General features: G+C 53.4%; 24 protein-coding genes, 2 tRNA genes, 1 pseudogene and 1 other annotated feature. Of the genes and pseudogenes, 11 read left to right on the top strand and 16 right to left on the bottom strand.

Annotated features, from left to right (window positions below; all coding sequences use genetic code 11):
• Position 1 precedes the first annotated feature (1 nt).
• Positions 2 to 790 (top strand): ABC transporter permease, encoded by a 789-nt coding sequence (locus AC0TNJ_RS20570; protein WP_473772252.1) that lies wholly within the window; start codon positions 2 to 4, stop codon positions 788 to 790.
• A 43-nt stretch (positions 791 to 833) separates the two neighbouring features.
• On the opposite strand, the gene AC0TNJ_RS20565 is transcribed toward AC0TNJ_RS20570, so the two are convergent.
• Positions 834 to 1262 carry an Lrp/AsnC family transcriptional regulator gene (locus tag AC0TNJ_RS20565; protein ID WP_162997329.1) on the bottom strand — a complete coding sequence of 143 codons (429 nt, stop codon included), beginning with the start codon at positions 1260 to 1262 and terminating at the stop codon, positions 834 to 836.
• A 123-nt stretch (positions 1263 to 1385) separates the two neighbouring features.
• Here AC0TNJ_RS20565 and AC0TNJ_RS20560 point away from each other — a divergent pair, with 123 nt between their 5' ends.
• The 5 genes from AC0TNJ_RS20560 to AC0TNJ_RS20540 all read left to right on the top strand — a co-directional run bounded on the left by AC0TNJ_RS20560 (position 1386) and on the right by AC0TNJ_RS20540 (position 6882).
• On the top strand, positions 1386 to 2489 hold the full coding sequence (locus AC0TNJ_RS20560; RefSeq protein ID WP_122001819.1) for a saccharopine dehydrogenase family protein: 1104 nt from the start codon (positions 1386 to 1388) through the stop codon (positions 2487 to 2489).
• Between the two features lie 232 nt (positions 2490 to 2721).
• Positions 2722 to 3483 carry an ABC transporter substrate-binding protein gene (locus AC0TNJ_RS20555; RefSeq protein ID WP_122001818.1) on the top strand — a complete coding sequence of 254 codons (762 nt, stop codon included), beginning with the start codon at positions 2722 to 2724 and terminating at the stop codon, positions 3481 to 3483.
• A gap of 141 nt (positions 3484 to 3624) precedes the next feature.
• The gene (locus AC0TNJ_RS20550; protein WP_122001817.1) at positions 3625 to 4386 is read left to right on the top strand and encodes an ABC transporter substrate-binding protein; all 762 of its coding nucleotides are present in this window, start codon (positions 3625 to 3627) and stop codon (positions 4384 to 4386) included.
• 92 nt (positions 4387 to 4478) lie between these two features.
• Positions 4479 to 5729, top strand: a complete 1251-nt coding sequence (locus tag AC0TNJ_RS20545; protein WP_473772251.1) for an NAD(P)/FAD-dependent oxidoreductase — start codon at positions 4479 to 4481, stop codon at positions 5727 to 5729.
• A gap of 115 nt (positions 5730 to 5844) precedes the next feature.
• Positions 5845 to 6882, top strand: coding sequence for an aldo/keto reductase (locus tag AC0TNJ_RS20540; RefSeq protein ID WP_473768618.1), 1038 nt, complete (start codon positions 5845 to 5847; stop codon positions 6880 to 6882).
• A gap of 40 nt (positions 6883 to 6922) precedes the next feature.
• Here AC0TNJ_RS20540 and AC0TNJ_RS20535 read toward each other — a convergent pair whose 3' ends face one another.
• The 10 genes from AC0TNJ_RS20535 to AC0TNJ_RS20490 form a co-directional block, all read right to left on the bottom strand.
• Complete coding sequence (locus tag AC0TNJ_RS20535) at positions 6923 to 7441, bottom strand: 2'-5' RNA ligase family protein (RefSeq protein WP_473772250.1); 519 nt, start codon at positions 7439 to 7441, stop codon at positions 6923 to 6925.
• On the bottom strand, positions 7438 to 8517 hold the full coding sequence (locus AC0TNJ_RS20530; protein ID WP_473772249.1) for a LacI family DNA-binding transcriptional regulator: 1080 nt from the start codon (positions 8515 to 8517) through the stop codon (positions 7438 to 7440). The genes AC0TNJ_RS20535 and AC0TNJ_RS20530 overlap by 4 nt, the downstream gene beginning before the upstream one ends.
• A 1-nt stretch (position 8518) precedes the next feature.
• Positions 8519 to 9331, bottom strand: a complete 813-nt coding sequence (locus AC0TNJ_RS20525; RefSeq protein WP_473772248.1) for an ABC transporter permease — start codon at positions 9329 to 9331, stop codon at positions 8519 to 8521.
• Positions 9328 to 10152, bottom strand: a complete 825-nt coding sequence (locus tag AC0TNJ_RS20520) for an ABC transporter permease (RefSeq protein ID WP_473768544.1) — start codon at positions 10150 to 10152, stop codon at positions 9328 to 9330. Before AC0TNJ_RS20520 ends, AC0TNJ_RS20525 begins: the two co-directional genes overlap by 4 nt.
• Before the next feature lie 80 nt (positions 10153 to 10232).
• Complete coding sequence (locus AC0TNJ_RS20515) at positions 10233 to 11366, bottom strand: ABC transporter substrate-binding protein (protein WP_473768545.1); 1134 nt, start codon at positions 11364 to 11366, stop codon at positions 10233 to 10235.
• 288 nt (positions 11367 to 11654) lie between these two features.
• Positions 11655 to 12728 carry an ABC transporter ATP-binding protein gene (locus AC0TNJ_RS20510; RefSeq protein WP_473772247.1) on the bottom strand — a complete coding sequence of 358 codons (1074 nt, stop codon included), beginning with the start codon at positions 12726 to 12728 and terminating at the stop codon, positions 11655 to 11657.
• A gap of 286 nt (positions 12729 to 13014) precedes the next feature.
• Positions 13015 to 13860, bottom strand: coding sequence for a metal ABC transporter permease (locus AC0TNJ_RS20505; protein WP_473772246.1), 846 nt, complete (start codon positions 13858 to 13860; stop codon positions 13015 to 13017).
• Entirely contained in the window at positions 13857 to 14717 is an 861-nt protein-coding gene (locus AC0TNJ_RS20500) for a metal ABC transporter permease (protein WP_473768548.1), read from the bottom strand. The genes AC0TNJ_RS20505 and AC0TNJ_RS20500 overlap by 4 nt, the downstream gene beginning before the upstream one ends.
• Positions 14714 to 15574: a manganese/iron ABC transporter ATP-binding protein gene (locus AC0TNJ_RS20495; protein ID WP_473772245.1), complete on the bottom strand. Its 861-nt coding sequence runs from the start codon at positions 15572 to 15574 to the stop codon at positions 14714 to 14716. Before AC0TNJ_RS20495 ends, AC0TNJ_RS20500 begins: the two co-directional genes overlap by 4 nt.
• Before the next feature lie 38 nt (positions 15575 to 15612).
• On the bottom strand, positions 15613 to 16515 hold the full coding sequence (locus tag AC0TNJ_RS20490) for a metal ABC transporter substrate-binding protein (RefSeq protein WP_473772244.1): 903 nt from the start codon (positions 16513 to 16515) through the stop codon (positions 15613 to 15615).
• A 272-nt stretch (positions 16516 to 16787) separates the two neighbouring features.
• Between AC0TNJ_RS20490 and AC0TNJ_RS20485 the strand changes: the two genes are divergently transcribed.
• Positions 16788 to 17669 (top strand): helix-turn-helix domain-containing protein, encoded by an 882-nt coding sequence (locus AC0TNJ_RS20485; protein WP_473772243.1) that lies wholly within the window; start codon positions 16788 to 16790, stop codon positions 17667 to 17669.
• Positions 17670 to 17772: 103 nt separating this feature from the next.
• On the opposite strand, the gene AC0TNJ_RS20480 is transcribed toward AC0TNJ_RS20485, so the two are convergent.
• A complete protein-coding gene (locus AC0TNJ_RS20480; protein WP_473772242.1) occupies positions 17773 to 18054 on the bottom strand; it encodes a hypothetical protein in 282 nt (93 codons plus the stop codon).
• A gap of 168 nt (positions 18055 to 18222) precedes the next feature.
• On the opposite strand from AC0TNJ_RS20480, the gene AC0TNJ_RS20475 reads away from it, so the two are divergent.
• From AC0TNJ_RS20475 to AC0TNJ_RS20465, 3 genes are all read left to right on the top strand, one after another.
• A tRNA-Asn gene (locus AC0TNJ_RS20475) sits at positions 18223 to 18297 on the top strand.
• 87 nt (positions 18298 to 18384) lie between these two features.
• A complete protein-coding gene (locus tag AC0TNJ_RS20470) occupies positions 18385 to 18792 on the top strand; it encodes a DUF6538 domain-containing protein (protein ID WP_473772241.1) in 408 nt (135 codons plus the stop codon).
• Position 18793: 1 nt separating this feature from the next.
• Positions 18794 to 19747, top strand: coding sequence for a hypothetical protein (locus AC0TNJ_RS20465; RefSeq protein WP_473772240.1), 954 nt, complete (start codon positions 18794 to 18796; stop codon positions 19745 to 19747).
• A 97-nt stretch (positions 19748 to 19844) separates the two neighbouring features.
• Here AC0TNJ_RS20465 and AC0TNJ_RS20460 read toward each other — a convergent pair whose 3' ends face one another.
• Both AC0TNJ_RS20460 and AC0TNJ_RS20455 read right to left on the bottom strand, forming a co-directional pair.
• Positions 19845 to 20687, bottom strand: a complete 843-nt coding sequence (locus AC0TNJ_RS20460; protein ID WP_473772239.1) for a hypothetical protein — start codon at positions 20685 to 20687, stop codon at positions 19845 to 19847.
• A gap of 923 nt (positions 20688 to 21610) precedes the next feature.
• A pseudogene (locus AC0TNJ_RS20455) lies at positions 21611 to 21737 on the bottom strand (IS3 family transposase); the annotation flags it as partial.
• Positions 21614 to 21729: a sequence feature (AL1L pseudoknot), on the bottom strand. Its footprint overlaps the pseudogene before it by 116 nt.
• 136 nt (positions 21738 to 21873) lie before the next feature.
• Here AC0TNJ_RS20455 and AC0TNJ_RS20450 point away from each other — a divergent pair.
• Positions 21874 to 22314: a hypothetical protein gene (locus AC0TNJ_RS20450; RefSeq protein ID WP_473772238.1), complete on the top strand. Its 441-nt coding sequence runs from the start codon at positions 21874 to 21876 to the stop codon at positions 22312 to 22314.
• Between the two features lie 724 nt (positions 22315 to 23038).
• Here the strand turns inward: AC0TNJ_RS20450 and AC0TNJ_RS20445 are convergent.
• Both AC0TNJ_RS20445 and AC0TNJ_RS20440 read right to left on the bottom strand, forming a co-directional pair.
• A tRNA-Cys gene (locus AC0TNJ_RS20445) sits at positions 23039 to 23112 on the bottom strand.
• A 131-nt stretch (positions 23113 to 23243) separates the two neighbouring features.
• Positions 23244 to 24581 carry a DNA polymerase IV gene (locus AC0TNJ_RS20440; protein ID WP_473772237.1) on the bottom strand — a complete coding sequence of 446 codons (1338 nt, stop codon included), beginning with the start codon at positions 24579 to 24581 and terminating at the stop codon, positions 23244 to 23246.
• Between the last annotated feature and the right edge of the window lie 182 nt (positions 24582 to 24763).

Here is a 24763-nt window from a genome sequence, read left to right as displayed (position 1 = left end):
CATGGGGCGCTTCGCTAAAATCCTGTTCGGTGTGGCGGCAGTCGTCTTTTTGATTGCACCGCTGTTTGCAATTCTTCCGCTTGCTTTTACGTCCAGCGTATTCCTGACCTATCCTGTACCAGGCTGGTCCGCGCGCTGGTTTGAGGAACTCGCTACGGCAGACGTCTGGCGGCGGGCAATAGCCAACAGCCTGATTATCGGATCGGGCACGATGATTCTCGCAACTGGGCTTGGAACGACGGCTGCACTAGGCTTGCGTAGCAGGATATTGTTTCTTTCCGGCCCGATTAAAACGTTGTTCCTCTTGCCCATGGTCGTTCCTGCTGTGGTTATGGGCGTTGGTATGCAGCTATTGTTCGTCCGGCTCGGGATAGCGAATTCCTATTTCGGCGTGATCGTTGCCCATACAGTGATTTCGATTCCCTTTGTTCTGGTGAGCGTTACCGGCGCCCTGGCAGGAATCGACCGGCGTGTCGAACTGGCAGCCGAAAGTCTTGGCGCAGCGCCTCTGACCGTTTTTCGTAAAATCACACTTCCGCTGGCCATGCCGGGCATCGCATCTGGTGCGGTGCTGGCATTTGCTACTTCGTTGGACGAAGTTGTGCTGACCCTGTTCGTGGCTGGTCCAAATCAGCGCACTCTGGCGCGCCAGATGTTTTCAACTATTCGGGAAAATATCAGTCCGGCTATCGCTGCCGCCGCATTTTTGTTCATCGCTGGCACCGTACTTTTGGGCCTTGCGGCGATGCTCTTCCGCCGAAGGCGTGCAAGTAATGCGGTCGCCATATGACGGGTGCGCAGGGCGTCATTTGCCGCAGTACTAATTTTGCGCTTTAGCGATCGATCCGTGTTGAAAGAATGATGGACGACATCGTGCGCTCGACACCTTCCAACGCACCTATGCGGTCAAGAATGGCGTCGAGTTCCTGTATGGAGGGGGCTTCCACAACAACGATCATGTCGAAATGTCCGCTGACGGAATGAAGCGAACGGACGGCCATCATGCCGCGCAGTGCAGTTTCCACTTTTGGGGCGAGCTTGGGCAGTGCTGTCACCAGTACATGGGCGCGAACCAGATCCCGTTCGAACTCCGGCGCGATTCGCACGGTGTATCCCTCAATAACTCCCCGCTTTTCCAGCTTCTCAATACGACTTTGGACGGTAGTTCGGGATACTCCGAGACGCCTTGCAAGGTCGGCTGTGGAGGCCCGTGCATTTTCACGGAGGAGGGCGATGAGGGTTAGATCGGCTTCTGTCGTCATAATGCATGTTAAATACGGCAATATGCGCAAACAAACAACGTCATATCGTCAGTTTGCATGCTTCTTTTTGCATGGAACTATGCGATTCTTGCATATCCGAATTGCATTCCAAGGGGAAATTTTATGAAAGAGATCGTTGTTGTCGGTGCAGGCAAAATTGGCGCCACCATTGCCGATCTTCTCGCTTCCACGGGCGAGTATGCCGTTACTGTTGTCGACCGCTCTCAGGCGCAGCTCGATGCACTGGAATCCGGTGTGGAAGTCAAGACGCAGGCTCTTGATATCGAAGATGCCAAGGCTCTCGAAGCGGCTCTTACCGGCAAGTTCGCCGTGCTTAGCGCAGCGCCCTTCCATCTTACCACCCGTATCGCAGAAGCTGCGGCCAAGGCAGGCGTCCATTATCTCGACCTGACTGAAGACGTTGCCAGCACGCGCCGCGTCAAGGAACTGGCCAAGACGGCCAAGACGGCTTTCATTCCGCAGTGCGGCCTCGCTCCTGGCTTCATCTCCATCGCTGCCTATGATCTTGCCAAGCGTTTCGACAAGCTCGACAGCGTTCGTATGCGCGTTGGCGCTCTGCCGCAGTACCCATCCAATGCTCTGAACTACAACCTGACCTGGAGCACCGACGGCGTCATCAACGAATATATCGAGCCGTGCGAAGCCATCGTGAATGGCGAGCTGACTGAAGTTCCTGCCCTTGAAGAACGCGAAGAGTTCTCGCTTGACGGCGTTACCTACGAAGCCTTCAACACCTCCGGTGGTCTCGGCACGCTCTGCGAAACGCTGGAAGGCAAGGTGCGCACGCTCAACTACCGCACCATCCGCTATCCGGGTCACGTCGCGCTGATGAAGGCGCTTCTCAACGATCTCGGCCTGCGCCATCGCCGTGAAGTGCTCAAGGACATTTTCGAAAATGCCCTGCCGACGACCCTTCAGGACGTTGTGGTGATTTTCGTGACCGTTTCGGGCACCAAGAACGGTCGTCTGGTTCAGGAAACCTACGCGAACAAGGTTTACGCCGCTCCGGTTGGCAAAATCATTCGTTCGGGCATCCAGATCACGACGGCTTCGGCAATCTGCGCCGTGCTCGACATGCTCGCCAAGGGCGATCTTCCGCAGCAGGGCTTCATCCGCCAGGAAGACATCACGCTCGAAGCATTCCTCGCGAACCGCTTTGGCAAGGCCTACGCACAGGACGACCATTGCGCACGCATGGTTGCCTGATAGCTCCTGCCGCAAGAATGCGGGGTCTGTTGCGCTCGTGCGCAGCAGGCCCCGTTTGCGTTTTTGGCGGCGGTCGTTTCTGCCCTACCAAAGTCGCAATTGAATAGGATCGGATTTGAGCGCATTGCCCGATCCAAACTGGCGGATGGAGTATGTTTGTCCGCGTTATTGTATCTATCTGTGTACTCCGATCCAGTATGTTCGGGGTGCGCTCAGAAGAAGTAGGAAAGCCATGTTGAAATCAGTTGTGCTGGCCGGTCTGGCCTCAGTCTTTCTCGCTTTGCCGGTTCAGGCGAAGGAATGGAAAGAAATCCGTATCGCGAGCGAAGGCGCATATCCTCCGTTCAACTACATGTCTCCAGACGGCAAACTTGAAGGTTTCGATCTCGATATAGCGAATGCGCTTTGCGAAGCGATGGAAGCCAAGTGCACCATTGTGGCCAATGACTGGGACGGTATGATTCCTGGCTTGCAGGCGAACAAGTTCGATGCGGTCATTGCTTCGATGGCCATCACGGAGGAGCGCGAAAAGCAGGTTGCCTTCACGGATCGCTATTACACAACCCCGCTTGCGGTTGTCGTGCCGAAGGACACGGATATGACCTCGCTTGATCCGTCAGCATTCGACGGAAAGACGGTTGGCGCTCAGGCCGGCACCACACAGGGCAATTATGCTGATGATGTCTACGGCAAGGCAGGAGCAGAGGTTAAGCTCTATCCGACTGCCGACGAAGCAAATGCCGACCTTGAGAGTGGGCGTCTGGATGCAATCGCTGCCGACAAGTTTCTCGCCGCTGACTGGCTGAAGAAACCGGGTGCGAACTGCTGCAAGTTCCTCGGCGATATTCCAGGTTCCGAAACGAAAATTTCGATTGCTCTTCGCAAGGGTGACGACGATCTGCGTGAACAGTTCAATGCCGCTATCAAGAAAATTCGCGACAACGGCACCTACGAAACAATCCGCAAGAAGTATTTCGATTTCGACATCTATTGATGCCAAAATTTCATCGGGCGCTCTCTTGATGTCGGGAGCGTCCGGTGTTTCAGTTGAAAGACACACAAAGAGACGGAGCATTGCCCTGAAAGGGTATTGCTCCAATAATATAATTATAACAAAGGAATAAGGGGAACAAGTATGCTGAAAGCCATCCTGTTTGCAGGCGTCGCGTCCATAATCGCTGCTTTGCCAGCGCAGGCCAAGGAATGGAAGGAAATCCGCATTGCAAACGAAGGTGCGTACCCGCCATTTAATTTTGTGGCTGCCGATGGTTCGCTGCAAGGCCTCGATATCGACATAGCCAATGCTCTGTGCAAGGCCATGGATGCCAAGTGCACGCTTGTTGCCAACGACTGGGACGGAATGATTCCAGGCCTCAAATCGAACAAGTTCGACGCAGTCATTTCGTCCATGAGCATTACGGAAGAGCGCAAAAGGGAAGTTGCGTTCACCGACAAGTATTATTCCACTCCGCTTTCTGTCGTCGTGCCGAAAGATAGCACGATCACATCTCTGGATGCCGAGGCTTTCAAGGGAAAGTCGGTTGGTGCCCAGGGATCGACGACGCAGGGGAATTATGCAGAGGACGTGTACGGCAAGGCAGGCGCTGATGTTAAGCTTTATCCCACTGCCGATGAAGCCAATGCGGACCTGAAAAACGGGCGTCTCGATGCTGTCGTTTCCGACAAATTCCCGATCACGGACTGGATCAAGGGCGACGGTGCGGATTGCTGCAAGCTCATTGGCGATATTCCCGGCACGCGGACCGATACCGGCATTGCGCTGCGTCAGGGCGATGACGATCTGCGGGAACAGTTCAATGCGGCGATCAAGAAAATTCGCGACGATGGGACTTATGCCGCGATCATGAAGAAATATTTCGACTTCGATATCTATTGATTACTTGTAAAAGACACAGCTCTTTGCTGTAAGCAATAGCGCGCCGACTGCAAATCGGCGCGTTTATTTCTCTGCTTTTGTGGATGCCGAAAATGCCGATTCAGCAACAAGATGTCATCGTTCTGGGTGCGGGTATTGTAGGGGTATCAACGGCACTGCATCTACAAGCGCGAGGCCGTTCTGTCTGTCTTATAGATAAGAGTGAGCCGGGCAGCGGAACAAGTTTCGGGAATGCGGGTCTGATCGAGCGATCAAGCGTTATTCCCTATTCCTTTCCGCAAGGTTTCTGGACGCTTGTGCGCTATGGCATGAATCGTCGCTCAGACGTTCGCTACAGTCCATTCTATATCCCTAAAATGGCTCGCTGGCTGTTTCGATATTGGCGAGAGTCATCGCCAGAACGATTGAAAACTGCCACGAATGCGATGTTGCCATTGATTGAAGCGAGCGTCCGCGAACACGATGTTCTGGTAGCGCGGTCCGGCAGTGAAAAATTGATCCGGTCGCAAGGGTGGATCGAAGTGTTCAGGACATCTTCGGCATTCGACGCCGCAGTTCGGCGTCTTCCCGATCTGCAGCGTTTCAATTTGTCCTATGACATTCTGGATGCGCCGGCCTTGCGCCAGCGCGAAACATCGCTCGGTGATGTGGCGGGCGGCATCCACTGGCTCGATCCCAAGACCGTTGTGAATCCAGGTGGACTGGTCAAAGCCTATGCTGAATTGTTTATCAGGAATGGCGGTAGCTTCGTTCATGGCGATGCTACGACCCTGGCACCGGGCGGGAGCGGCTGGCAGGTGGTAACGGAAGAGGGCGCTGTCCATGCCCGTGACGTTGTAGTGGCGTTGGGACCACAATCAAATCTCATCTTCAGGAAATTCGGCTATCCGATCCCGCTTGGCATCAAGCGCGGTCATCATCTTCATTACACCATGAAGGACGGCTCGCGGCTCGGTCACACAGTCGTCGATGAAGAAGCAGGCTATGTTCTCGCACCCATGGTTCAGGGTGTGCGTCTATCGACAGGAATCGAGTTCGCTTCGCCAGATGCACCCGCCAATCGTATTCAGCTCACGAAGGATGAGAAAATCGCACGCCAGCTGGTACCACAATTGGGAGAAGCCATCGAAAAAACGCCATGGCTTGGGCTGCGCCCCTGCCTGCCTGACATGCGCCCGGTCATTGGTGCTGCGCCACGGCACAAGGGACTGTGGTTCAATTTTGGTCATGCCCACCACGGTTTGACGCTTGGACCTGCGACGGGACGCCTGCTCGCCGAGATGCTTGTCGGGGAGGAAACCTTCATCGACCCGAGGCCCTATTCGGCAGAGCGGTTTTTGTAGTTTGACCTAAAAATTTCGTGACAGACTTGTCAGTCGCGGGGGAGCGGGGCTATCAATTGGTCCCCTTCTCATATCGCGCAGTCGCGAACAATCGATCCGGAAAATTCTCGTGAAAATGAAGCCTTTGGGCCGTACTGGCCTTACTGTCACTGAAATTTGCCTCGGCACCATGACCTGGGGCGTGCAGAATACCGAGCTCGATGCTCATGAACAGCTGGACATTGCTCTTGATGCCGGTATCAACTTTATCGATACCGCCGAAGGTTATGCCATTCCCATGAGCCCGGAAAGCTATGGCAAGACAGAGGCTTATATTGGCAGCTGGTTCAAGAAATCCGGAAAGCGCGACAAGGTCGTGCTGGCAAGCAAGATTGCCGGCGGCGGCAGGCAGAACTGGATTCGAGATGGTGCCAAGCCGAGCCGTACCAGTGTTCGCGAAGCAGTAGAAAATAGCCTGCGGCGTCTCCAGACGGACTATATCGACCTTTATCAGGTCCATTGGCCAATGCGGGCGCACTATCATTTTGGCCAAAGCTGGACCTTCGATCCTTCCACTACGGATGGGGCGGCAGAAACCCAACAGATGCATGACGTTCTGCTTGGACTGGGAGACATGGTTCGGGACGGAAAGATCCGGCATATAGGTCTTTCCAATGAGACAGCCTGGGGAACAATGCAGTGGCTTCGTTTGGCCGAACAGCACGGCCTGCCGCGCGTCGCCTCGATCCAAAATGAATATAGCCTTTTGCAGCGCCAGTTCGATTTCGATTTGGCAGAGTTGTCGCTCTGCGAAAATGTGGGATTGCTTGCCTATTCGACACTGGCGGCCGGTGTGCTGACCGGAAAATATCTGGGTGGCAAACTGCCAGCCGGTTCACGCGCAGCCATTTCCGAAGGCGGCCTCTGGCGCAGCAACATTCATTCGGAGCCAGCTGTTCGCGCCTATATCGATGTTGCCAAGAAACATGGCCTCGATATTGCCCAGATGGCTATCGCCTTTACGTTGACGCGGTCGTTCATGACGTCGGCTATCATCGGCGCGACGTCTGTCGAGCAACTGAAAGTCGATATCGCGGCGCATCAGATCAAACTCTCAGATGACGTTCTGGAGGATATCGAGAAAGTCCACAGACAGTATCCGCGTCCGCTTTGAGCCTAAAAAGTCCAAAAGCCCGCCAATCAGCGGGCTTTTTCTATCCGGCAAGATAGATTTCGTGTTTGACGATCCATTGATCAATCGGTGTTTCGCTGGAAGAACTGACGATCACCATTCGGTCGAAGCGAATGCTGCGACCAAACAGCAAGCCTGCCATGCGAGTCATCTCTCTTTCGCGCGAGGGATGGTCGGCGACGCCGTAGGCAAGCGAGACATGCGGAAGAAAGGCAGAAACGTCTTTCTCTCCCGAAATGTCGAGCGAGTCCTGTTTCAAGGCCATCAGTGCAGGCGTTTTCTGCAAAGCGGCATAAAAGGAGCGGAAATGAGCTTCCGTTCCTACCACGCCCTCAACCAGAACGTCCAGCGGTTTGCGGCCAACTGCAAGGCTGAGCGCCAATGGCAGCAGTTCATCTGCCGAACGTCTCATGTCGGGCACGAGCGTCGCATGCGGCTCGAATATGGGCGAAGCGAAGCGGCCAGCTAGCTCCGTCACGATAGATTCGAGAAATCGGAGATCGTCACGTGCGGGACGCAACCATATAGAATGGAAATTCATTGATCCTGCATCCCCCGAGTGCCGCGTTCGTTTTTAATGGGCCTGACGCTGCTGCGGAGAATGAGCGGCAGTTCAAGCATGACAGTTTGGGGCGGTGCGTTTGGTGCCGCATGTCGTTCGTCCAGCAACCGAACGATTTCGGCTGAAAGGCGTTCTGCATTTTGATCGAATGTTGTCAGGCGATAGGCGCCCCAGCGTGCTTCCGTAACGTTGTCGAAGCCGATGACCGAAATATCGTCGGGAATGGAGAGATTGAAGACATCGCGCGCGCAGTCCATCATGCCGAAAGCCATAAGATCGTTGATGCAGAAAATGCCTTCGACCCGCTCTTTTTCGCCCAACAGGAGAGATGCCGCGCCATAACCGCCGTCATAATCTGTCAGTTCGCCACGCTGCACGCTGACGCTCAATCCAAGGCTTCGACATTTTTCAATGAAAGCGTTCTCTCGTTCGACGAGGTTGAGACTACCGACATTCGACGTTATGAGGCCGAGCCTTTTCATGCCACGTGCGGCAAAAATATCGACCGCCGTTTCAGCGGCAAGCCGATTGTTAATGTGAATGTGATCGGCTCCTTCTTCGGTTCGCCCGACCAAAATGAGGGTCTGGCCGTTTCGTTGGGCGAGCTCGACAAATGATGAGGAGGGCATGCCGGAAAGAACCACCGTTGCTTCGGCCCGATAACGAAGCAGCGTTTCGTGAGCGGCAGAGAGATTTTCTCCGTGCTGGCCGGTCGGGATCAATACCGGCACGCTGCCGCGCGCTGCAAGCCGCCGGGAAAGCGCTGCGATCTGGCGGGAGCGGAAAGGGCTGTCCGGGTCTGCGGCAATCATGCCAACGATACGGCTGCGATTGGCAAGGAGACCTCGCGCCAGGTCATTGACTTGATAGCCAAGTTTTTCAGCCGCTTTCAGCACCTTTTCGCGTGTTGCTGGCGAAACGCTGGCGCCGGGCGTAAAGGTCCGGGACACCGCGGAACGGGACACACCTGCTTCAACCGCGACTTCATGTGCACTGATGAAGCGTGGCTGGTTGTCCACGATGTCCTGCTCTCGAGGCAGTTCTTTATCTGGCATTTTATCGCCCTACTTTTGAAAGGACATCGGCCCGGAGGAAACGCTCGACCACGAACATGAAGGCAATCGATGGCACCAGCAATATCAATGCACTAATCGATGCGATTTGATAGTTGCCTCCGGAACTTGCTGTATAAAGCAGCAAGGGCAGGGTGGAAATATCAGGAGCGCCTACGAAGTAAGTGCCCGTGAATTCATCGAGCGATTCAAGAAAGACAAAGATCGCGCTTGCAAGAAGACCGGGCGCGGCTATCGGCAGGGTGATGTCGAAGAACGTCTTGAGGGCGGAAGCGCCCATTGACCGCGCAGCTTCTTCAAGCTCACGGTCTATCGCGGAAAACGCTGCCGTGGCAATCCAGACTGCATAGACCAGGCCATGGGTGACATGCACCAGAACGACACCTGTGATCGTTCCATTCAGGCCGAATGAATAGAACATTTGGGCAATGTTCACGTAAACGGGCAGGTTTGGGAAAGCTTGCGGGATGAGCAGCGTCAAAAGGATCAAGCCGCGAAACGGCAGTTTCAGCCTGGCGAGAGCATACCCTGCAGGGACGGCGAGACCGAGTGAGACAATCACGGTCAGCCCTGCAATCACAACACTTGTGCCAAGCGACGATAGCGCATTGCCGCGGGGCGAAAACACATTCGCCCAGAATGAAAATCCATATTGAAGTGGCAATGTGTGCGGGAAATACCAGCGCTCAGCTACAGCCCACAGAAGCAGGTTGGCGAGCGGCCCGAAAATCGCGAAAGCGAGCAGGCCAAGCAATATACCGCGGGGTATCCAGCGCCAGTCGAAGGTGTTGCTCATTGGCCGTGCTCTTTCATGGTCTGACGGAGGTAAATCCAGGCGACAAGACTGGTCATGAGAAGTGAGATCGTGCCCAGCGCATTCGCGACGCCGTAATCCCCGTAAGCATTGATGCGGAATGCCATGTTCGCCGTAATCATCGTTGGTGATTGCGCGTTGATCATCAAGGGTACGGACAAGACGGACATCATGGTGACAAAGCTCAGGATAAGCCCGACGAGCAGCGTCTGGCGAACTTGGGGGAGGACAATTTCGATGAGAATTCGCAGCCGTCCGGCGCCAAGATTGCGAGCGGATTCGATTGTGCTGCGGTCAATGGATGCCATGGCGCCCGCCAGCAGCAGTGTGACAAATGGCGTTTGTTTCCAGACGAATGCGATGACGATGCCGCGCCAGTCGAGAAAACTCATTGCCTGCAGCGGCGTGAGAAGTCCGGTTTCGATGAGCAGGCTGTTCATCAAACCGTTCTTGGCAAGGAAAGTGCGAAGTATCTGGCCAACGACAATGAAGGGGATAAAAAGCGGCCAGCGATAAAGCCAGCGCAGAACGGTGACAGCACGCGCATTGGAGCCCAGTGTCAAATAGCCGCCGATCGCAATAGAGAACAACGCAATCAGCAGAGATGACAGTGTGACAATGACAAAAGTGAAGATTATGTCGCTGGAATAAAGCTCGAATGCCTTGGTGAAGTTGCCGGTTCCCCATTCACCGGAAACATGGAAAGCTCCGGTGATCGCCCCGAAAAGCGGTATAATGAACAGGAGCAGGACGATCGCCAGCGCGGGCGCGACAAGCAGAATTCCCGTCAGTCGATGCGGCATTCGAAACCTCATGAAAGTGAGTGCGGGAGCGCTCAGACTGAAAATCTTGTTCAGCTGAGCACTCCAATCAAGGGTAGGGTTTAGTTGCCTACCTGACGCTCATACGCTTCCAGAATAGCGGTGTTATAGGGTGCGATCGGGAAAGGCTTTCCGTATTTCGCGAGGTCGTCCGGCGAAATATCGGTGAAAAGCTTGTTCCAGGTGTCGCTGTCCAGCTCTGCCTTGACGTGGTCGGCATCGATGCCCGGATACCAGTTGAAGCGCTTGACGATGCCTTCGGCCTGCACCTTCGGGCTTGTCGCCAACGCAACAAACTTTTCGGCAAGTTCCTTATGTGCGCTTTTTTCCGGGATCACATAGTGCATCGGCTGTCCGGGCATGCCGGGGGCGGGCAAAACAAGTTTCATTTCTGGCGGAAGTTGTCCATTTGCCTTCCACGAATAGAACATGTCGACCCAGACTGGTCCCATCGCGATCTCGCCGCGGCTCAACATGTCCAGTGTACCGGCGTTGCCTGGGGTGAGGGTGGCATTCTTTGTAAAATCCTTGAGCGAGGCAAACGCCTTGTCCCAGTTTTTCGCCGCGCCTTCTTCGAATGGGCCTTTCATCAGCTTCTCTGCGTCGCCGCCATAAGCATAGATCCAGCCCATGACGAAGCTTACGCCCGACGCGCCACCCTTGATGCCGTTATAACCGAATTGCTTGGGATTTTCCTTGGCCCAGGCAACGAGTTCGTCGTAACTCTTCGGCGGATTGGCAACGAGAGCAGGGTTGTAGGCAAGTGCGGTCTGGCTGTTGAACATCGGCATGACGTAACCGTCGACATCAGTGCCGAGCGCCATCTTCGCATTTTCGCGCGTCACCAGCTTGCCGCTATCGATCTTGCTCCGATAATTTTCGAGGAACTTTGCCGTTACCATCGGTCCGACAAATTTCTCGTGGACGACAGCGACGTCTGTATCCCACTTTTCCACGCCAGCCTTGGACTGGGCTTCGAAACGTTCAAGAACCTTCTGCGAGCCTGCATCGCCGGGACCTGTTCCGACCACACGAACTGTGGTTCCGGGATTTTCCTTCTCGAACAACGGTCCAAGATACTGATTGATGTAATCGACCATGTTCTGGTCGCCCGCTGTGATGACGGTAAGTTCGTCGGCGGCAGCCGGTGCAACGGTAAGGCCGATTGCCATTGCCGCATTCAGGATCGTTCTCATGAAAAGGACTCCTGTCTGAAACCGGAATTTTCCGGACTTGTGATTGAATACAGATGCAATGCATCCGGTGGTGCTTATCGGGAACGGTGGCATCCTGGGCGAAGCCGCCCATGGAAATGACGTCGAGATGGGATTTTTCCCATATTGATATGTGGCAGAGCTATCGAACGGCTTGCACGGCTGTGCATTTTGGAAATTGCGCCTGATTTCCTGTTTCAGCGATCATTGGTCTCCCTCAACTCCATGGTGCATGGCCGGGTATTCGCGAAAAGAGAGTGGCCGGCTGATTTATTTGTCGAATAAAAACAGGGCGCGCTCGGCTATGTGAATTTCGACATTCGCGCCGGGCTGATGGCTTTCCTGGGCATCGACCATGATATGGCGGTCGCCGACACGGATCATATGCCGCCACAGGCCGCCGGGATAACTGGTCTGCTCGACCGTTCCGCTGAGCGTTAGTTCAGATCGCGGCGAATTGCGTTTCGTCCCCGGCGTAGTGAGGCGGGCCGCCTCACTGCGGAAGCGTGCCGACGCCATGCCGTCAGACAAATTGCGACGCCCTGCTGAAATGGTGCTTGCTTTGTTATTCGCGCCTGCTGCGATCTCGATGCGATCGGCCTTTATCTGAACCGGCACTTCGATCAGATTCTCCGCGCCCATGAAGGCTGCGACGAAATCCGACGCCGGGTGGTTATAAACTTCTTCCGGTGCGCCTGCCTGTGCGATTTCGCCATTGTTGAGGATGACGATGCGGTCGGCCATCACCATGGCTTCTTCCCGGTCGTGAGTTACATGGACTGCGGTGATGCCGAGACGGCGCTGCAAAGCGCTGATTTCATGGCGAACCGATAGTCTGATGCGTGCATCGAGATTGGAAAGCGGTTCATCCAGCAGCAGAATGTCGGGCTGGATGGCGAGAGCCCGTCCGAGAGCAACACGCTGGCGCTGCCCGCCGGAAAGGGCGGCAGGTTTGCGCTCCAGCAAGGCATCCAGCCCGAGCAGGCGGGCAATTTCCTCGACCTTCTGTCGTATGGTTTCCTTTGCTGCGCCACGAATACGCAGGCCGTATCCCATATTCTGCGCCACTGTCATGTGCGGCCAGAGTGCATAAGACTGGAAGACAAGGGCCATGCCGCGTTTGTCCGGAGGCAGTTTGGTGACGTCTTTGCCGTCAACCCGGATTGCTCCGCCAGATGGCACGTTGAAGCCGGCAATCGCGCGCAACAGGGTTGTCTTGCCGCAACCGGACGAGCCTAGAAGCGCAACGAACTCACCCTTCCTGACGGACAGGTTCACGCCTTTGAGAACTTCATTGTTGCCATAACGAACGCGCGCATCCGCCACCTCCAGAAACGCAGGCATAGGCATCTCCTCCCCAGGATCGCCGGCTGGTTGTGTTTTTTCTGCACAGCCGTGCAATTTGGATTGAAGCATCTTTAAGCTACCTCGACAAGCCGCAAAAGTTAAATTGGGCGGAGAAAACAACCTCAGTTCCACTCTGAAACGTCATTTATTGGCTGTTTAGCGAGGTTTTATAACAGCTGTATGACGCGCAACCGACGGCGTGGACAGCTTTGCAAGGCTGCCCACGCCGCAAACAAGTGGACCCCAACGGAGAGTATGGGCCCGATTTGTCATTGGGGTTGGTTCAGACCTCGACACGCCCTTCGAATTTTGCATTGCGCCGGGAGGAGCGAACAAAGGCGAGGAGGAACATCACGGTCATCAGCAGAACGATGGTTGGCGCTGGAGCACTATCGATGAAGAATGATAGGTAGACGCCCAGGAAGGACGCCGTCACGGCGATTGCCACTGCAAGCAACATCATCGTGCTGAACTTGCGCGTTAGTAGAAACGCAATCGCACCCGGCGCAATCAGCATGGCTATGGCCAGAATGATGCCCACTGCTTTTAGAACGCCGACTATCGTCAACGATATCAGGCAAAGCAAACCATAGTGCAGCAGACGAACCGGCAGGCCGACCACTCGGGCTTGTGCGGGATCAAACGCGTGTAGCATGAAGTCGCGCCACCTGACGATCAGAATGCTGGCGACCAGCGTGGCGATACTGGCGGTTTCAACCAGGTCAGATAAAGTTATGCCAAGCATGTCTCCAAATAGGATATGATCGAGATGCACTGTGGAGCGGATCGCCACATAGAGAACGAGGCCGAGGCCGAACATGCCGGAGAAAACAATGCCCATCACCGTATCCTGTTTGATACGGCTGTTTTCGGCGATATAGCCGGTCGCAAGCGCGCAGGCCATGCCCGCGACAAAGGCTCCGACGCCGAAAGGGATCCCTATGATATAAGCGACAACGACCCCGGGAAGAACGGCATGGCTGATCGCATCGCCCATCAGAGACCAGCCTTTAAGCACCAGAAAGCACGACAGCAATGCTGCCGGAACCGCGATAAGCACTGAAATCGCCAGCGCATATTGCATGAATTCGAACTGGAAAGGCGAAGCCAGCATGTCGAGAAGAGTCATTGCCAAGTCCCCTTGAGTGCGATCGCCGCTTTGCGGCGTGCGGCCAGCAGCCCGTGCTTTGGAGCAAGCAAAAACACACTTAGGAAAACCAGCGTCTGGAGAACGACGATGATGCCTCCCGTCGCACCATCAAGGAAATAGCTTATATAGGCGCCGGCGAAACTTGTGACAGATCCGATGGTAACCGCAATCCAGAGCAGTCGCGCAAAGCGGTCGGTTAGCAGATATGCGGTTGCGCCGGGTGTTACTACCATGCAGATGACCAGAAATGCGCCAACGGTTTGCATGGCGGCGACAGTCGATGCCGACAACAGTGTGAAGAACATGACCTTCAACAGGTTGGGTTTGAGACCGATAGAGCGCGCATGGTTTTCGTCGAAAAACACGACCATCAGGTCTTTCCACTTCAATAGAAGTAATGAGAGGGATACGACGCTGATGATCGCCAGTTGTAGTGTATCTTCCGGCGTGATGGCGAGAATATTGCCCAGAACAATGGTTTGAATGCTTACAGCCGTGGGCTTGAGCGAGATCATAAACAGACCAAGGCCGAAGAACGACGAGAAGATCAGTCCGATGATCGCATCTTCCTTCAATTTTGTTCGCTGGTTGAGAAAAAGCATCGCTGCGGCAGCTAAGCCCCCTGAGAAGAAAGCACCGATGGAGAAGGGCAGGCCAAGCATATAAGCACCCGCCACGCCCGGTACGATGGAGTGAGAAAGTGCATCGCCGATAAGAGACCAGCCTTTCAGCATGAGATACGCCGACAGGAAGGCGCAGACACCGCCGACCAATGCCGAAACCCACATCGCATTCAGCATATAATTATAGCTGAACGGCTCGAGCAGCATTGTCATTGTTTTTGGCTCCTCTTGCTCGCAGAGGTTTCGTCCTCATAGACAACAAACGGTCGTTCATCATCCGTTATGACACTGACCACAGCTCGTCCTGCGTCCTTGGACGCCCCCAGCACGAGATGACGAAGCACGCCATCGAAAGTCTTTTCGAGATTTGCCTGGGTGAAAACGTCGGCAGTCAGCCCGTATCCCAGTACCGTTCGCTTCAACAGTACCGTCCGGTCGCAAAACTCTGGAACACTACCGAGATTATGCGTGGAAACCAGCATAACACGCCCTTCATCGCGCAAGCTTTGAAGGAGGGTTATGATTGCCTCCTCCGTTTTGACATCTACGCCGGTAAAGGGCTCATCAAGAAGAATGACCTTGCCATCGTGAGCGAGTGCTCGCGCGAGAAACACCCGTTTCTTTTGCCCTCCTGAAAGTTCACCGATCTGACGGTGGCGAAACTCGAGCATATTGACGCGGGCAAGCGCTTTGGCCACGGCGTCCCTGTCGGCCGGACGAGGCATGCGCATCATCCCCATGTGGCCATAGCGGCCCATCATGACAACATCTTCGACGAGAACAGGGAAGTTCCAGTCAACATCCTCACTTTGCGGGACATAAGCCACGAGGTTCTTTTTGAGCGCAGTTCCAACCGGCATTCCGAGAATGGATATTTCACCCTTGGCGAGTTTCACGAAACCCATGATCGCCTTGAACAGCGTTGATTTTCCGGAGCCATTGACGCCCACGAGTGCGGTAATCGTTCCGGTTGGAATTGCGAAACTTGCATTGTGCAGAGCCGTATGACCATTGCGGTATGTAACGGTTGCCTTCTGCACATTAATACCATCGACCGCGCCTGTATCCATCGCGGCGGAGGCATTTCCATGAAGGCCTATGAGAGCTTTCATTGTCTGAGTCCTTCAGCGATCGTGCCGGAGGTCACTTTCAAGAGGTCGATATATGTTGGCACGGGGCCATCCGGCCCAGAAAGCGAATCAACATAAAGAACCCCGGCGTATTTTGCGCTGGTTTCACGGGCAACCTGTTCGGCTGGAGCAGAGGAGACTGTGCTTTCAGAGAAAACGGCCATAATGCCGTGCTGGCGCACTGCATCAATTACTCTGCGAACCTGTTGGGGTGTGCCCTGTTGGTCGGCATTGATTGGCCAGAGATACAGTTCCTTGAGGCCAAAATCTCGCGCGAGATATGAGAACGCACCTTCGCTCGAAACCAGCCAGCGTTTGTCGTCGGGTATTGCCATCAGCTCAGCCCGGATGGGCTCGATTGTGGCTTTAATCTTGGCCTTGTAGGCCTCGGCGTTTGCCTTGTAGAAGCGAGTGTTTCCAGGATCGTTTTTGACAAGAGCGTCTCGAATATTATCGACATAGATCAATGCGGCATTGGGTGACATCCAGGCGTGGGGATTGGGCTTACCGCTATACGGCCCCTCGGAAATGTCGATTGGTTCGACGCCGTCGGAAACTACAGCACTCGGCACATTCTGGAGACGCGAAAAGAATTTTTCGAACCAAAGTTCCAGACCAAGACCATTCCAGAGAACCAGTTTCGCATCCTGCGCTTTCAGCAGGTCGCCGGGCGTGGGTTGGTAATTATGAATCTCTGCCCCTGGTTTCGTAATCGATTCCACGATTGCGGCATCGCCTGCAACATTCTGCGCAATATCGGCAATAACGGTGAATGTCGTGACGACCTTGAATTTCTCAGCGAATGCGCCGTCGCTACCCGCCCAGAGAAGTGCCAAACTCAAGAGGCCCAATGTCGTGGTTCGAGAAATACAGTTCAACATACCTAATCCTTGTTGCTAATAAGTTGCAATTGCATAACTGGTTAGATGTCCGATGGCAAGCGCTAATGCAAGCTATTTGCATTAGCGGGTTTCTCGCTAGGGTTTAAGATTCCGGTTGCAAAATGCTTATACACGTATAGATTGCGCCAGCATAGCCGACTGCATTATTGGGTTGCGCCTTCGTAACGGGTGGATGGCAGGATAGCCTTGCGGTCTCCGTACGAGCCGGGGAGTTTTATTCTCTGTTCTCAGATTGGGTGAACGAGCGGACGATGAGCTTATTAATTGATTTATCGTTGATTATTCCGGAAGAGACCGCCGCTGTGGGGAGGGGGGGCGAGGAGCTCCATCTGAGCAGGACTAAATGCGGCTTGACTTGCGCCTCTATCCAGGCCGGGTCAATCACCTATCGCGCAAACCGGACGACATTCCTTATCCTGAGAGAACAGGTTCGCAATCTAAGGTGGAATTTTCCTGTGCAGGCACACGAAAATTCCAGTTGCCCGGTCGGAACCGTTTTCATTATCCCGGATTCTATGGAGTTAGCCATCGACTGGCCCGAACCAACAGAAATACTAATCGGGCAGTTTAATGGAGGGGGGCTTCGGGATATGCATCTCCAGAATCCATTAATTCGTGAAATCAATGCCACTGAAAGCGTTGTTAAATTCGTATGCAAAGAGTGTTTGCCCATATCAAGCATGATCTGGGACGAAATCTGCTTGCAGGCAGAGCAAGACGAACCTTATCTCAGGGCTCTTGGGTTGGTCCTCATGCATACGATAGCTCGCAATGCGCTAGATGATCGCGTTGTTGCTGACACTAAAATCGGGCTTAGCAAATCAGCGTGCCGTCAGATAGAAACATACCTCACTCAAAACTTTCATAAGTCTCTTTCGGTCCCTGACATGGCTGCGGTGGTAGGAATTTCAGCGGGCCACTTTTCGACGTGTTTCCGAAATAGTATCGGACAGACGCCGCATCAGTATCTGCTCGGGCTACGACTTGATGAGGCAGAGCGACTGCTTAGAAAGACATCGATGTCGATAAGAGAAATTGCGAGCCATTTGAATTTTTCCAGTCAGAGTCATTTGACGACTGCTTTGCGAAAATACCGACAGCTGACTCCAGGTGAATTGCGTAATAGACTTTAAATGACGCCTCGCGGTTATCTGTCTAGCGTTTGCCTCGTCTTGGCGTGCTGTTCATGAGTCCTGTCATTTGAGCGTCCGCAATATCCGGGCTTGGGCAAACCGATCACTCAGGGTTGTTGATTGGCTTGCGCTTCAGCCATTTGCGCCAGATATGAATTTCACTTTTACGGCGCCAGCGACGCACGCGATGAGAATCGTGAGACAGGACGATGAGTCCGAGTGGGAGCATCCAGAAACCGAGAATCGGAAGAAAACCCAATGATCCACCGACAACGAGCGTGCCGCCAAGCATACGACGCATCAGGACCGATTGGGGCATTGGGATTCGTCGGCCAAGAATCACAATGGCTTTTTTAGGGGGCATTTCGGCATATCGCTCAGTCACGGAGGCATCTCTAAGGCTGATAAGTTGCTATTCACAGATGGAAAACACCCCGGAGCATATAGGGTTTCCAGGGCATAATGCAAAAAGATGAAAAAAAATGGATTTAGCCCTTTGCAAACGTGAAATCCTTTTGCTATACGCCACCTCGCTGACGCAACGAGCACCTGTTCCCCGGTAGCTCAGCGGTAGAGCAACCGGCTGTTAACCGGTTGGTCGCTGGTTCGAATCCGGCCCGGGGAGCCACTTTCATTCAGAAAGTGCTTATTTCTCAATGTTTTCAATGCCTAGGGTTTCTTTCCAGTACACAATGCAGTACACGGGAAGGTACACATGGGTCTTACCTTGAAGTACGTACAGAAGACTCCTGCCGGGACGTTTCGATATCGTCGGCGGGTTCCTGATGATCTGAAAGCCGTTATCGGCAAGAGAGAACTGACTGAGTTTCTGGGGGATACGCAGAAGCAGGCAGCGACACGTTACGCCAAAACCCACGGCAAATTTGAGAAGATACTGAAAGACGCCTTGCTGAAATCAGTAGGTGCTACAAACGTACCCAAGAAAGAGCTTTCCGAGTTTGAAATCTGGCAGGGACTGAGGACGCGCCTACGTGAAATGGGTTTCGATCCTCATTGGCAGGGAGGCTCTGACCCCGACGACCCGCAAGATGAAGGTTTCCGCAGGGATGTTACGGCAGACCATCTAATTGCCCAGTATCCTATCGAAGATGAAACCGGATAGGGTGTACAAGGAACGACAAGCCATCATTAACGAAGTTAGTGCACTTCGGGAAAGCAAATGGTTTAGCCTTGGATCGGTGTCGATGGAAAACTCAGGCATGGTTGAGGATCACCTCGTGGACCTTGCTGAGAAATACGCTTCGGCTGGTCTCAGTGGGAAGGAAGCGGTTAGCGCTGCCAAGGCGGCAATCCAGAACTCAGCCATTCACTACAACGGAACGCTTATCGACGTAGGAGCCATGGGAACACGTGCTGACATGCCAAGCGATTTCCAAGGTGCGGTCAATGCGCAAGTCGAGGCGTTTCTCGAAGACAGCAAGGGGAAGGCTTACAACAAGTCAGACATCACGATTTATCAGACTGGCGACAAAGATGGGCGATTCTTCCTTGTCGATAAGTCCACGATGAGTCCTCTCACCGACGACCAAGGGAACATGCATCTGTTCACCTTAAGCAATCTCAGGGCGTGGGATAATGCGAACCGGGAAGCCGCAACCAAGGCGAATGCTACATATAACCAGTTCAATCAAAGCGTCATGTCCAAGGGCTTGTATCAGGTGAAGGACAAGGACGGAGATTTGGTCTGGATCAACAAGAGCCGTGAAATCTGGGTGAACACCGCCGATGAGGGGAAGCCCCCTGTCTGGAAGAAGACCGGAAAACGCGCAGACCATCAAGCCGTCCTTCAGTATGAGTCCGGCTTACCTGTGGTTCACATGCCAGATCGAGCTAAGCGTAACGTCAGGGCGGCATCCGACTTCTTCACTCGTCAGTTCACGGACTTCGGCCAAGTCTTCGAGCGGAAGCTGGACGATAAGACCGCATCGGAGATAGCGAAACCGGACGGTATTCGCGTCCTAGAAGAAAGGGAAGCGGCAACGAAAAAACGGCAAGAGGAGAAACGCAAAGAGTATCTCAAGGCCGCTGAAGACGACGAACGGCTCAACAATCGATAAACTTAAGACAACCCCGGGGTAACTCCCGGCGCCTTCTGCGTTTCTTCTAGAAAACCTCCCATCTGTGGCGGAACAGGCATTCAGGCAGACCGGGCAACTAACTACGGGTTCCCGATTGCTTAGCTGAGGCAAGATTTTTCGCCAGCGTGGTCATGAAATTCCGCACATGCTCCATGACGTTTCGCGCCTGATGCACATCGTAGACCGCTTTGTTGTGAGACACGTAATTTCGCCACCCATCTTTGAAGTAGGAGAATTCTTTGGCGGCTTCGGATAGATACTGGAGCCGTCCCGTACGCTTCGCCCGTCCAGGCATATCCATTTCTACTTTAATAGCCTTCTCTATCTCGTTTAGAATGACGCCCCAAACCTTGCCATCTGCTTGCACACCGAGATCGTTAGCCAAGGCAGATAGCCCGTGCTCCAGCACACGCATCAAATGAAACACACTGGCAGTCGGATGGGAAAGCGCCCACAAATCTACGGCAGCAATTATATCCGCCTGCACTTCAGGAAACGTCTGCAAGACTGCTTTCCAGTCGCCACGCCACGCAAACAGCACTTTCTTTTGCTCATTAGAATAACGATAGATAGCTTGCCACTTCACATCGTCTTGAAGGGCTTCGTGAAGTGCTTGAATCTCATGGTGCAGTTGCCTGTTGTCGAAATCAGTTTTCTCAATCTTTTCAGAAAATCTTTTTATTCTGGCCTCGACTCTTGGCATCTCATATTCATCGGCAACGGAAGAGCCGATTTTCACGATCCAACCACGAAGCCGTTCTTTCATCGCTTCACTAACGAGGTCGTCCGGTTTATCTGAAATGCCTATCATCCCGCGCTGTACCTGATCGGTAACAACGTTTTGTAATGTAACCTCTCCGATTAGCCCCGCGAGCCCGATCAAACTACCATTAATCACTTCATCCAATCGCAACGGCATGTGCCGTATTGCGCCCCATGTTTCGCCTACATTCTCCTTACATTTGCATCGGCGGGTTCACAATAATCAGATTTGGCGGGGCAAATTGTCCAGAGAAACGATAACGGCAATCTTGCATGTCCTGCCATTCGCGAAAGCGATACCGGCTGTCGTCTTTGCGAATGCGATTTTTAGCGAACTACCGAAGTAAGGGCCGAAGGAAGCACGATAGGCTAAGCAAAAAGTTCCCCGTGGGTTTGCGCTCACGTGGAATTGCTATTTGGCTTTCTTAAAGCTTTACATTAAGGCCCATTCGCAGTACACAAAAGGCACCTCTAGCAGTACACACAGCTAGGAGCGCATAGCGGAAGTGATTCCTATAAGGCATTGAATTAAAGAGAAAATATTGGGTTTTAAAGGTGGTTTGATTTTGTGTCAGGTCACCGGCCCGGGGAGCCACTTTCATTCGGAAGGTGCTTACAATTTCAATGTCTTCAATACCTAAGGTTTTCTTCTCTTGCATGGGAAGATGTACATGGTTCTTTCACTGCGCACAGAACTCCTATCGGGGCGTTTCGATATGGGCGGTAGGTTCCTGATAGTCTGAAAGCCAATATCGGCAAAAGGGGACCGACTGAGTTTCTGGGTTATATGCAGAAACAGGCAGTGATGTATTAGGCCAAAACCCATGGCCAATTTGAGGGGTCCGGAAAGACGCTTTGCTGAAAGCGATGGGCGCCACAGAAGTATTCAAGAAAGAGCTTTCTAATCTGGCAATCTGGCAGGGTCTTAGGGCCCGTTTGCGCAAAAATGGGTTTTGTTCCTCATTGGCAGGGTATGGCCCTCGCGATTCCGGACAACAATGGCTTCCTGCGAGTTAGCACGGCAGATAATCTAGCGGCTTAGTATCTCGTCGGAATGAAACCGGCTAACCTCATAATAGGGGATGGAGCAATCAGTAGCCGTCTGCAGATCGCCTCGATCCCGAGCAGCGAAGGGTATTCGTCGATGAAGGTAATCACCGCTTCAGTGGGTAGTCGAGTTCCTCATGGCAAAATACGCCGAGGCTTTTTCACAAGGTAGGGCCTCCGGTAAACTTAGCGCGGTTCAACGCCTTCCACTAAAAAGCGTCTGAGCAAATGCTGGATTTGCGCTGAGTTCCACTCATCGGTATAAGGACGGACCTTTTATTGTTCAGGAGTAATTTATGCGTTTGGTGTCCAGTTTTATTGCTATGAATCTAACTTTGGTTGCCGCATCTCCGGCTTTTGCTGGTGCGAAAGAAGATGCTCTGGCGCTTCATAAGGCCGTCGTTTCTGGGATGATGACTTATATCGAACTGGGCGAGAATTCAGATGGGCGTTCCAGGGAGCTGGGCATCGCCATGGAGGAAAAGGTGACGAATCCTGTTGCGCGTGCTCAGTCTGACTGGCGACAAGCCGCAGACGCGCATGAAAGCTCCGCTGAGTATCGGGCATACGAAAGTTGTGCCGTCGCTGCCGGTTCCCTCATGAAGGTTTCGCAGACGATATCCGAGTACGTTAAAAGCGACAGCACTGATGAACCTGACTATGATCCCTTGTTGCTGACGTTCTCCGAGGATTTGACCAAATGTGAAAAGGAACTCGGAGTTCCCATGACTTTCTAGATATAATGGTTCAATATGCGTTCCAACCGCTTCAGGGTAAGGAACATTTTCACTCCGAATACCGTTGAAACCACTATTGGTCCAACTGTCGGAGTGAGGAAATGAAACGTTCAGTCCTTGTGGCGTTATTGTTAAGCTGTTCGAGTTTGGCTTTCGCGCAGGTATCGGGAATGCCGACACAGTCAGGCACACAGGAACCCGAAGTGCCGGGCAATCCCCCGCCGGCACCGGGGCAGCAGTCGTCTGAAACTAACAGCGTTCATGTTCCTAAGCCCTCGGAATCGCAGAAACAGAACTGGGTTCAAAAATCCAAAAAGGATGCATGTGCTCCGGGACAGGACGCAAGGAAGTGCATTGAACAGCAGCGCGGTCGTAAATAGCGCTCGTGTTTATGCGGTGGTCTGCCCCCTGAGAAGTGGGTTCGCTGCGCTCTCTAGCCCGATCCCGTCATCATATCTTGGGAACACGTATGCAGCCGCATTCATTGCTTCGTTGAGGCGGGCATACACATGCCGCCAAGCACGTGTGTGATGTTATCGGACTGCCTTCCGAGATTCTTATCCTGTTCGCATCAAACATATTGCGTTCCATGTCACATGGATTCGTCTGACTTTTTTGTACGTTGTAATTTATGGGAATTGGCTTGCAGCAAAATGTTACAAGGCTAGCCGCGAGAGTAACAACGCGAATTTTTACAGCCAATTGATTTTATTGATGGAAATATTGGAGGCCTCGCCCGGAATCGAACCGGGGTGCAAGGATTTGCAGTCCTCTGCGTAACCACTCCGCCACGAGGCCTTCCGTAAAGCTACTGCCAAATCACTTGGCAGCGCCTTGGCTCGTTCCAATATTGATACAGACTGTTCTCGTCAAGCCGTTAGCGGCAAATGTAGAAAATTTCTGCAAAGGTTTCCTCACGCTTTGTAAATTCATTGCTGATCGTCCCGATCTGGCGGCATCTGGGGGCGTGCGAGATTGCCTTTTGAGAAGGTATAGCCAGTTTCTACAACGCTAAGTCCAAATTTGTTTCTCAGTCGGTCAACGGCATTTTCGGCGACGGCGCGTTTGGTGGCTTGAGCGTCTACGAGATCGGGAGGATCAGCGCGATCGCTTGAAGAAAGTTCGCTAACCCCGATTCCAAGCAGACGAAATCGCGTTCCATCCAATTCCTTTTCAAGGAGTTGCAATCCATGTCGAAAGATTCTGTCTGCGAGCTGGGTTGGGTCGGAAAGCTGGCGATTGCGCGTACGCGACTTGAAGTCATGTGTTTTCAGCTTCAGAACGACAGTGCGTCCGGCTATTTCACTTGCTTTCAGTCGTCGCGAGACTTTTTCGGAGAGTGCGCGAAGAATCGGCACGAGATCGCGAGCTTCCGAGAGGTCTTTATTGAAGGTTGTCTCTGCGGAGACGCTTTTCATATCGTGATCCGGCTCAACCTTGCGGCTGTCCTGTCCACGGGACAGGCGGTAGAGACGCTGTCCCATGGTGCCATAGGCCTTCATAAGCGCAGTTTCTTCCATCGTCTGCAATTGGCCAATAGACCGGATGCCGTCGCTTTCCAGCTTGGCTGCAAAGGCTTTGCCGACCCCCCATATCGTGCTGACGGATCGATCCCGCAAGAAAGCCAATGCCTCCGCTTCGCCAATAACCGAGAAGCCGCGGGGCTTTTCGATATCTGATGCAACCTTGGCCAGAAATTTGCAGTAGGATAGCCCTATCGAGGCAGAGATGCCGATTTCGTCTTCCACCCGCTTGGTGAAGCGGGCGAGAACAATGGCAGGCGGCGCTTTATGCAAACGCTCAGTGCCGCTGAGATCCAGAAAAGCTTCATCGATGGACAGAGGTTCGACGAGCGGCGTCAGGTCACGCATCATCTGCCGCACCTGACGACCAACGCGAACATATTTTTCCATGTTCGGCTTGATGACGACCGCATTCGGACAGAGTTCAAGCGCCTTGAACATGGGCATTGCAGATCGCACGCCGTGAATACGGGCGAGATAGCATGCGGTGGACACGACACCACGCTTTCCACCGCCGATGATGAGCGGCTTGTCCCGGAGTTCCGGATTATCACGCTTTTCAACCGAGGCGTAAAATGCGTCGCAATCAATATGAGCGAGGGAGAGTTTATAAAGCTCCCTATGGCGAAGAAGCCGCGGGCTGCCGCATGCATGGCAGCGCCTGACGGTGTCGGATTTCTGCGGCGCGAGGCAATCGCGGCATACACCTTTTTCCGGACTGTTAGGTGCGATGGTGTCAGCCATGAGGACGAACCGTCTGATGAACATAAAAGGAACATCCTTTTATAGCATCGAAAGCCCGAAGTGCCATGGGGATATATGACCTGCGGGGTCTTACACTTGACATTGCCGGGAATATCACCAAGTTTAGCAGCATGAACAGCCATTTTGCATCCATACTCCATCGGGTTCATCCGATCACGGGA

The organism is Ochrobactrum sp. PL_is483 (genome assembly GCF_055816855.1).
The sequence above is the reverse complement of the archived record's forward strand: the minus strand, read 5'-3'. Positions and strand labels throughout refer to the sequence as shown.

What these genes read in the sequence shown, in the direction of transcription:
- AC0TNJ_RS20570 (WP_473772252.1), top strand. Translation starts at nt 2, where the DNA reads ATGGGGCGCTTCGCTAAAATCCTGTTCGGTGTGGCGGCAGTCGTCTTT.
- AC0TNJ_RS20565 (WP_162997329.1), bottom strand. Translation starts at nt 1,262, where the DNA reads ATGACGACAGAAGCCGATCTAACCCTCATCGCCCTCCTCCGTGAAAAT.
- AC0TNJ_RS20560 (WP_122001819.1), top strand. Translation starts at nt 1,386, where the DNA reads ATGAAAGAGATCGTTGTTGTCGGTGCAGGCAAAATTGGCGCCACCATT.
- AC0TNJ_RS20555 (WP_122001818.1), top strand. Translation starts at nt 2,722, where the DNA reads ATGTTGAAATCAGTTGTGCTGGCCGGTCTGGCCTCAGTCTTTCTCGCT.
- AC0TNJ_RS20550 (WP_122001817.1), top strand. Translation starts at nt 3,625, where the DNA reads ATGCTGAAAGCCATCCTGTTTGCAGGCGTCGCGTCCATAATCGCTGCT.
- AC0TNJ_RS20545 (WP_473772251.1), top strand. Translation starts at nt 4,479, where the DNA reads ATGCCGATTCAGCAACAAGATGTCATCGTTCTGGGTGCGGGTATTGTA.
- AC0TNJ_RS20540 (WP_473768618.1), top strand. Translation starts at nt 5,845, where the DNA reads ATGAAGCCTTTGGGCCGTACTGGCCTTACTGTCACTGAAATTTGCCTC.
- AC0TNJ_RS20535 (WP_473772250.1), bottom strand. Translation starts at nt 7,441, where the DNA reads ATGAATTTCCATTCTATATGGTTGCGTCCCGCACGTGACGATCTCCGA.
- AC0TNJ_RS20530 (WP_473772249.1), bottom strand. Translation starts at nt 8,517, where the DNA reads ATGCCAGATAAAGAACTGCCTCGAGAGCAGGACATCGTGGACAACCAG.
- AC0TNJ_RS20525 (WP_473772248.1), bottom strand. Translation starts at nt 9,331, where the DNA reads ATGAGCAACACCTTCGACTGGCGCTGGATACCCCGCGGTATATTGCTT.
- AC0TNJ_RS20520 (WP_473768544.1), bottom strand. Translation starts at nt 10,152, where the DNA reads ATGCCGCATCGACTGACGGGAATTCTGCTTGTCGCGCCCGCGCTGGCG.
- AC0TNJ_RS20515 (WP_473768545.1), bottom strand. Translation starts at nt 11,366, where the DNA reads ATGAGAACGATCCTGAATGCGGCAATGGCAATCGGCCTTACCGTTGCA.
- AC0TNJ_RS20510 (WP_473772247.1), bottom strand. Translation starts at nt 12,728, where the DNA reads ATGCCTGCGTTTCTGGAGGTGGCGGATGCGCGCGTTCGTTATGGCAAC.
- AC0TNJ_RS20505 (WP_473772246.1), bottom strand. Translation starts at nt 13,860, where the DNA reads ATGACTCTTCTCGACATGCTGGCTTCGCCTTTCCAGTTCGAATTCATG.
- AC0TNJ_RS20500 (WP_473768548.1), bottom strand. Translation starts at nt 14,717, where the DNA reads ATGACAATGCTGCTCGAGCCGTTCAGCTATAATTATATGCTGAATGCG.
- AC0TNJ_RS20495 (WP_473772245.1), bottom strand. Translation starts at nt 15,574, where the DNA reads ATGGATACAGGCGCGGTCGATGGTATTAATGTGCAGAAGGCAACCGTT.
- AC0TNJ_RS20490 (WP_473772244.1), bottom strand. Translation starts at nt 16,515, where the DNA reads ATGTTGAACTGTATTTCTCGAACCACGACATTGGGCCTCTTGAGTTTG.
- AC0TNJ_RS20485 (WP_473772243.1), top strand. Translation starts at nt 16,788, where the DNA reads ATGAGCTTATTAATTGATTTATCGTTGATTATTCCGGAAGAGACCGCC.
- AC0TNJ_RS20470 (WP_473772241.1), top strand. Translation starts at nt 18,385, where the DNA reads ATGGGTCTTACCTTGAAGTACGTACAGAAGACTCCTGCCGGGACGTTT.
- AC0TNJ_RS20460 (WP_473772239.1), bottom strand. Translation starts at nt 20,687, where the DNA reads ATGCCGTTGCGATTGGATGAAGTGATTAATGGTAGTTTGATCGGGCTC.
- AC0TNJ_RS20450 (WP_473772238.1), top strand. Translation starts at nt 21,874, where the DNA reads ATGCGTTTGGTGTCCAGTTTTATTGCTATGAATCTAACTTTGGTTGCC.
- AC0TNJ_RS20440 (WP_473772237.1), bottom strand. Translation starts at nt 24,581, where the DNA reads ATGGCTGACACCATCGCACCTAACAGTCCGGAAAAAGGTGTATGCCGC.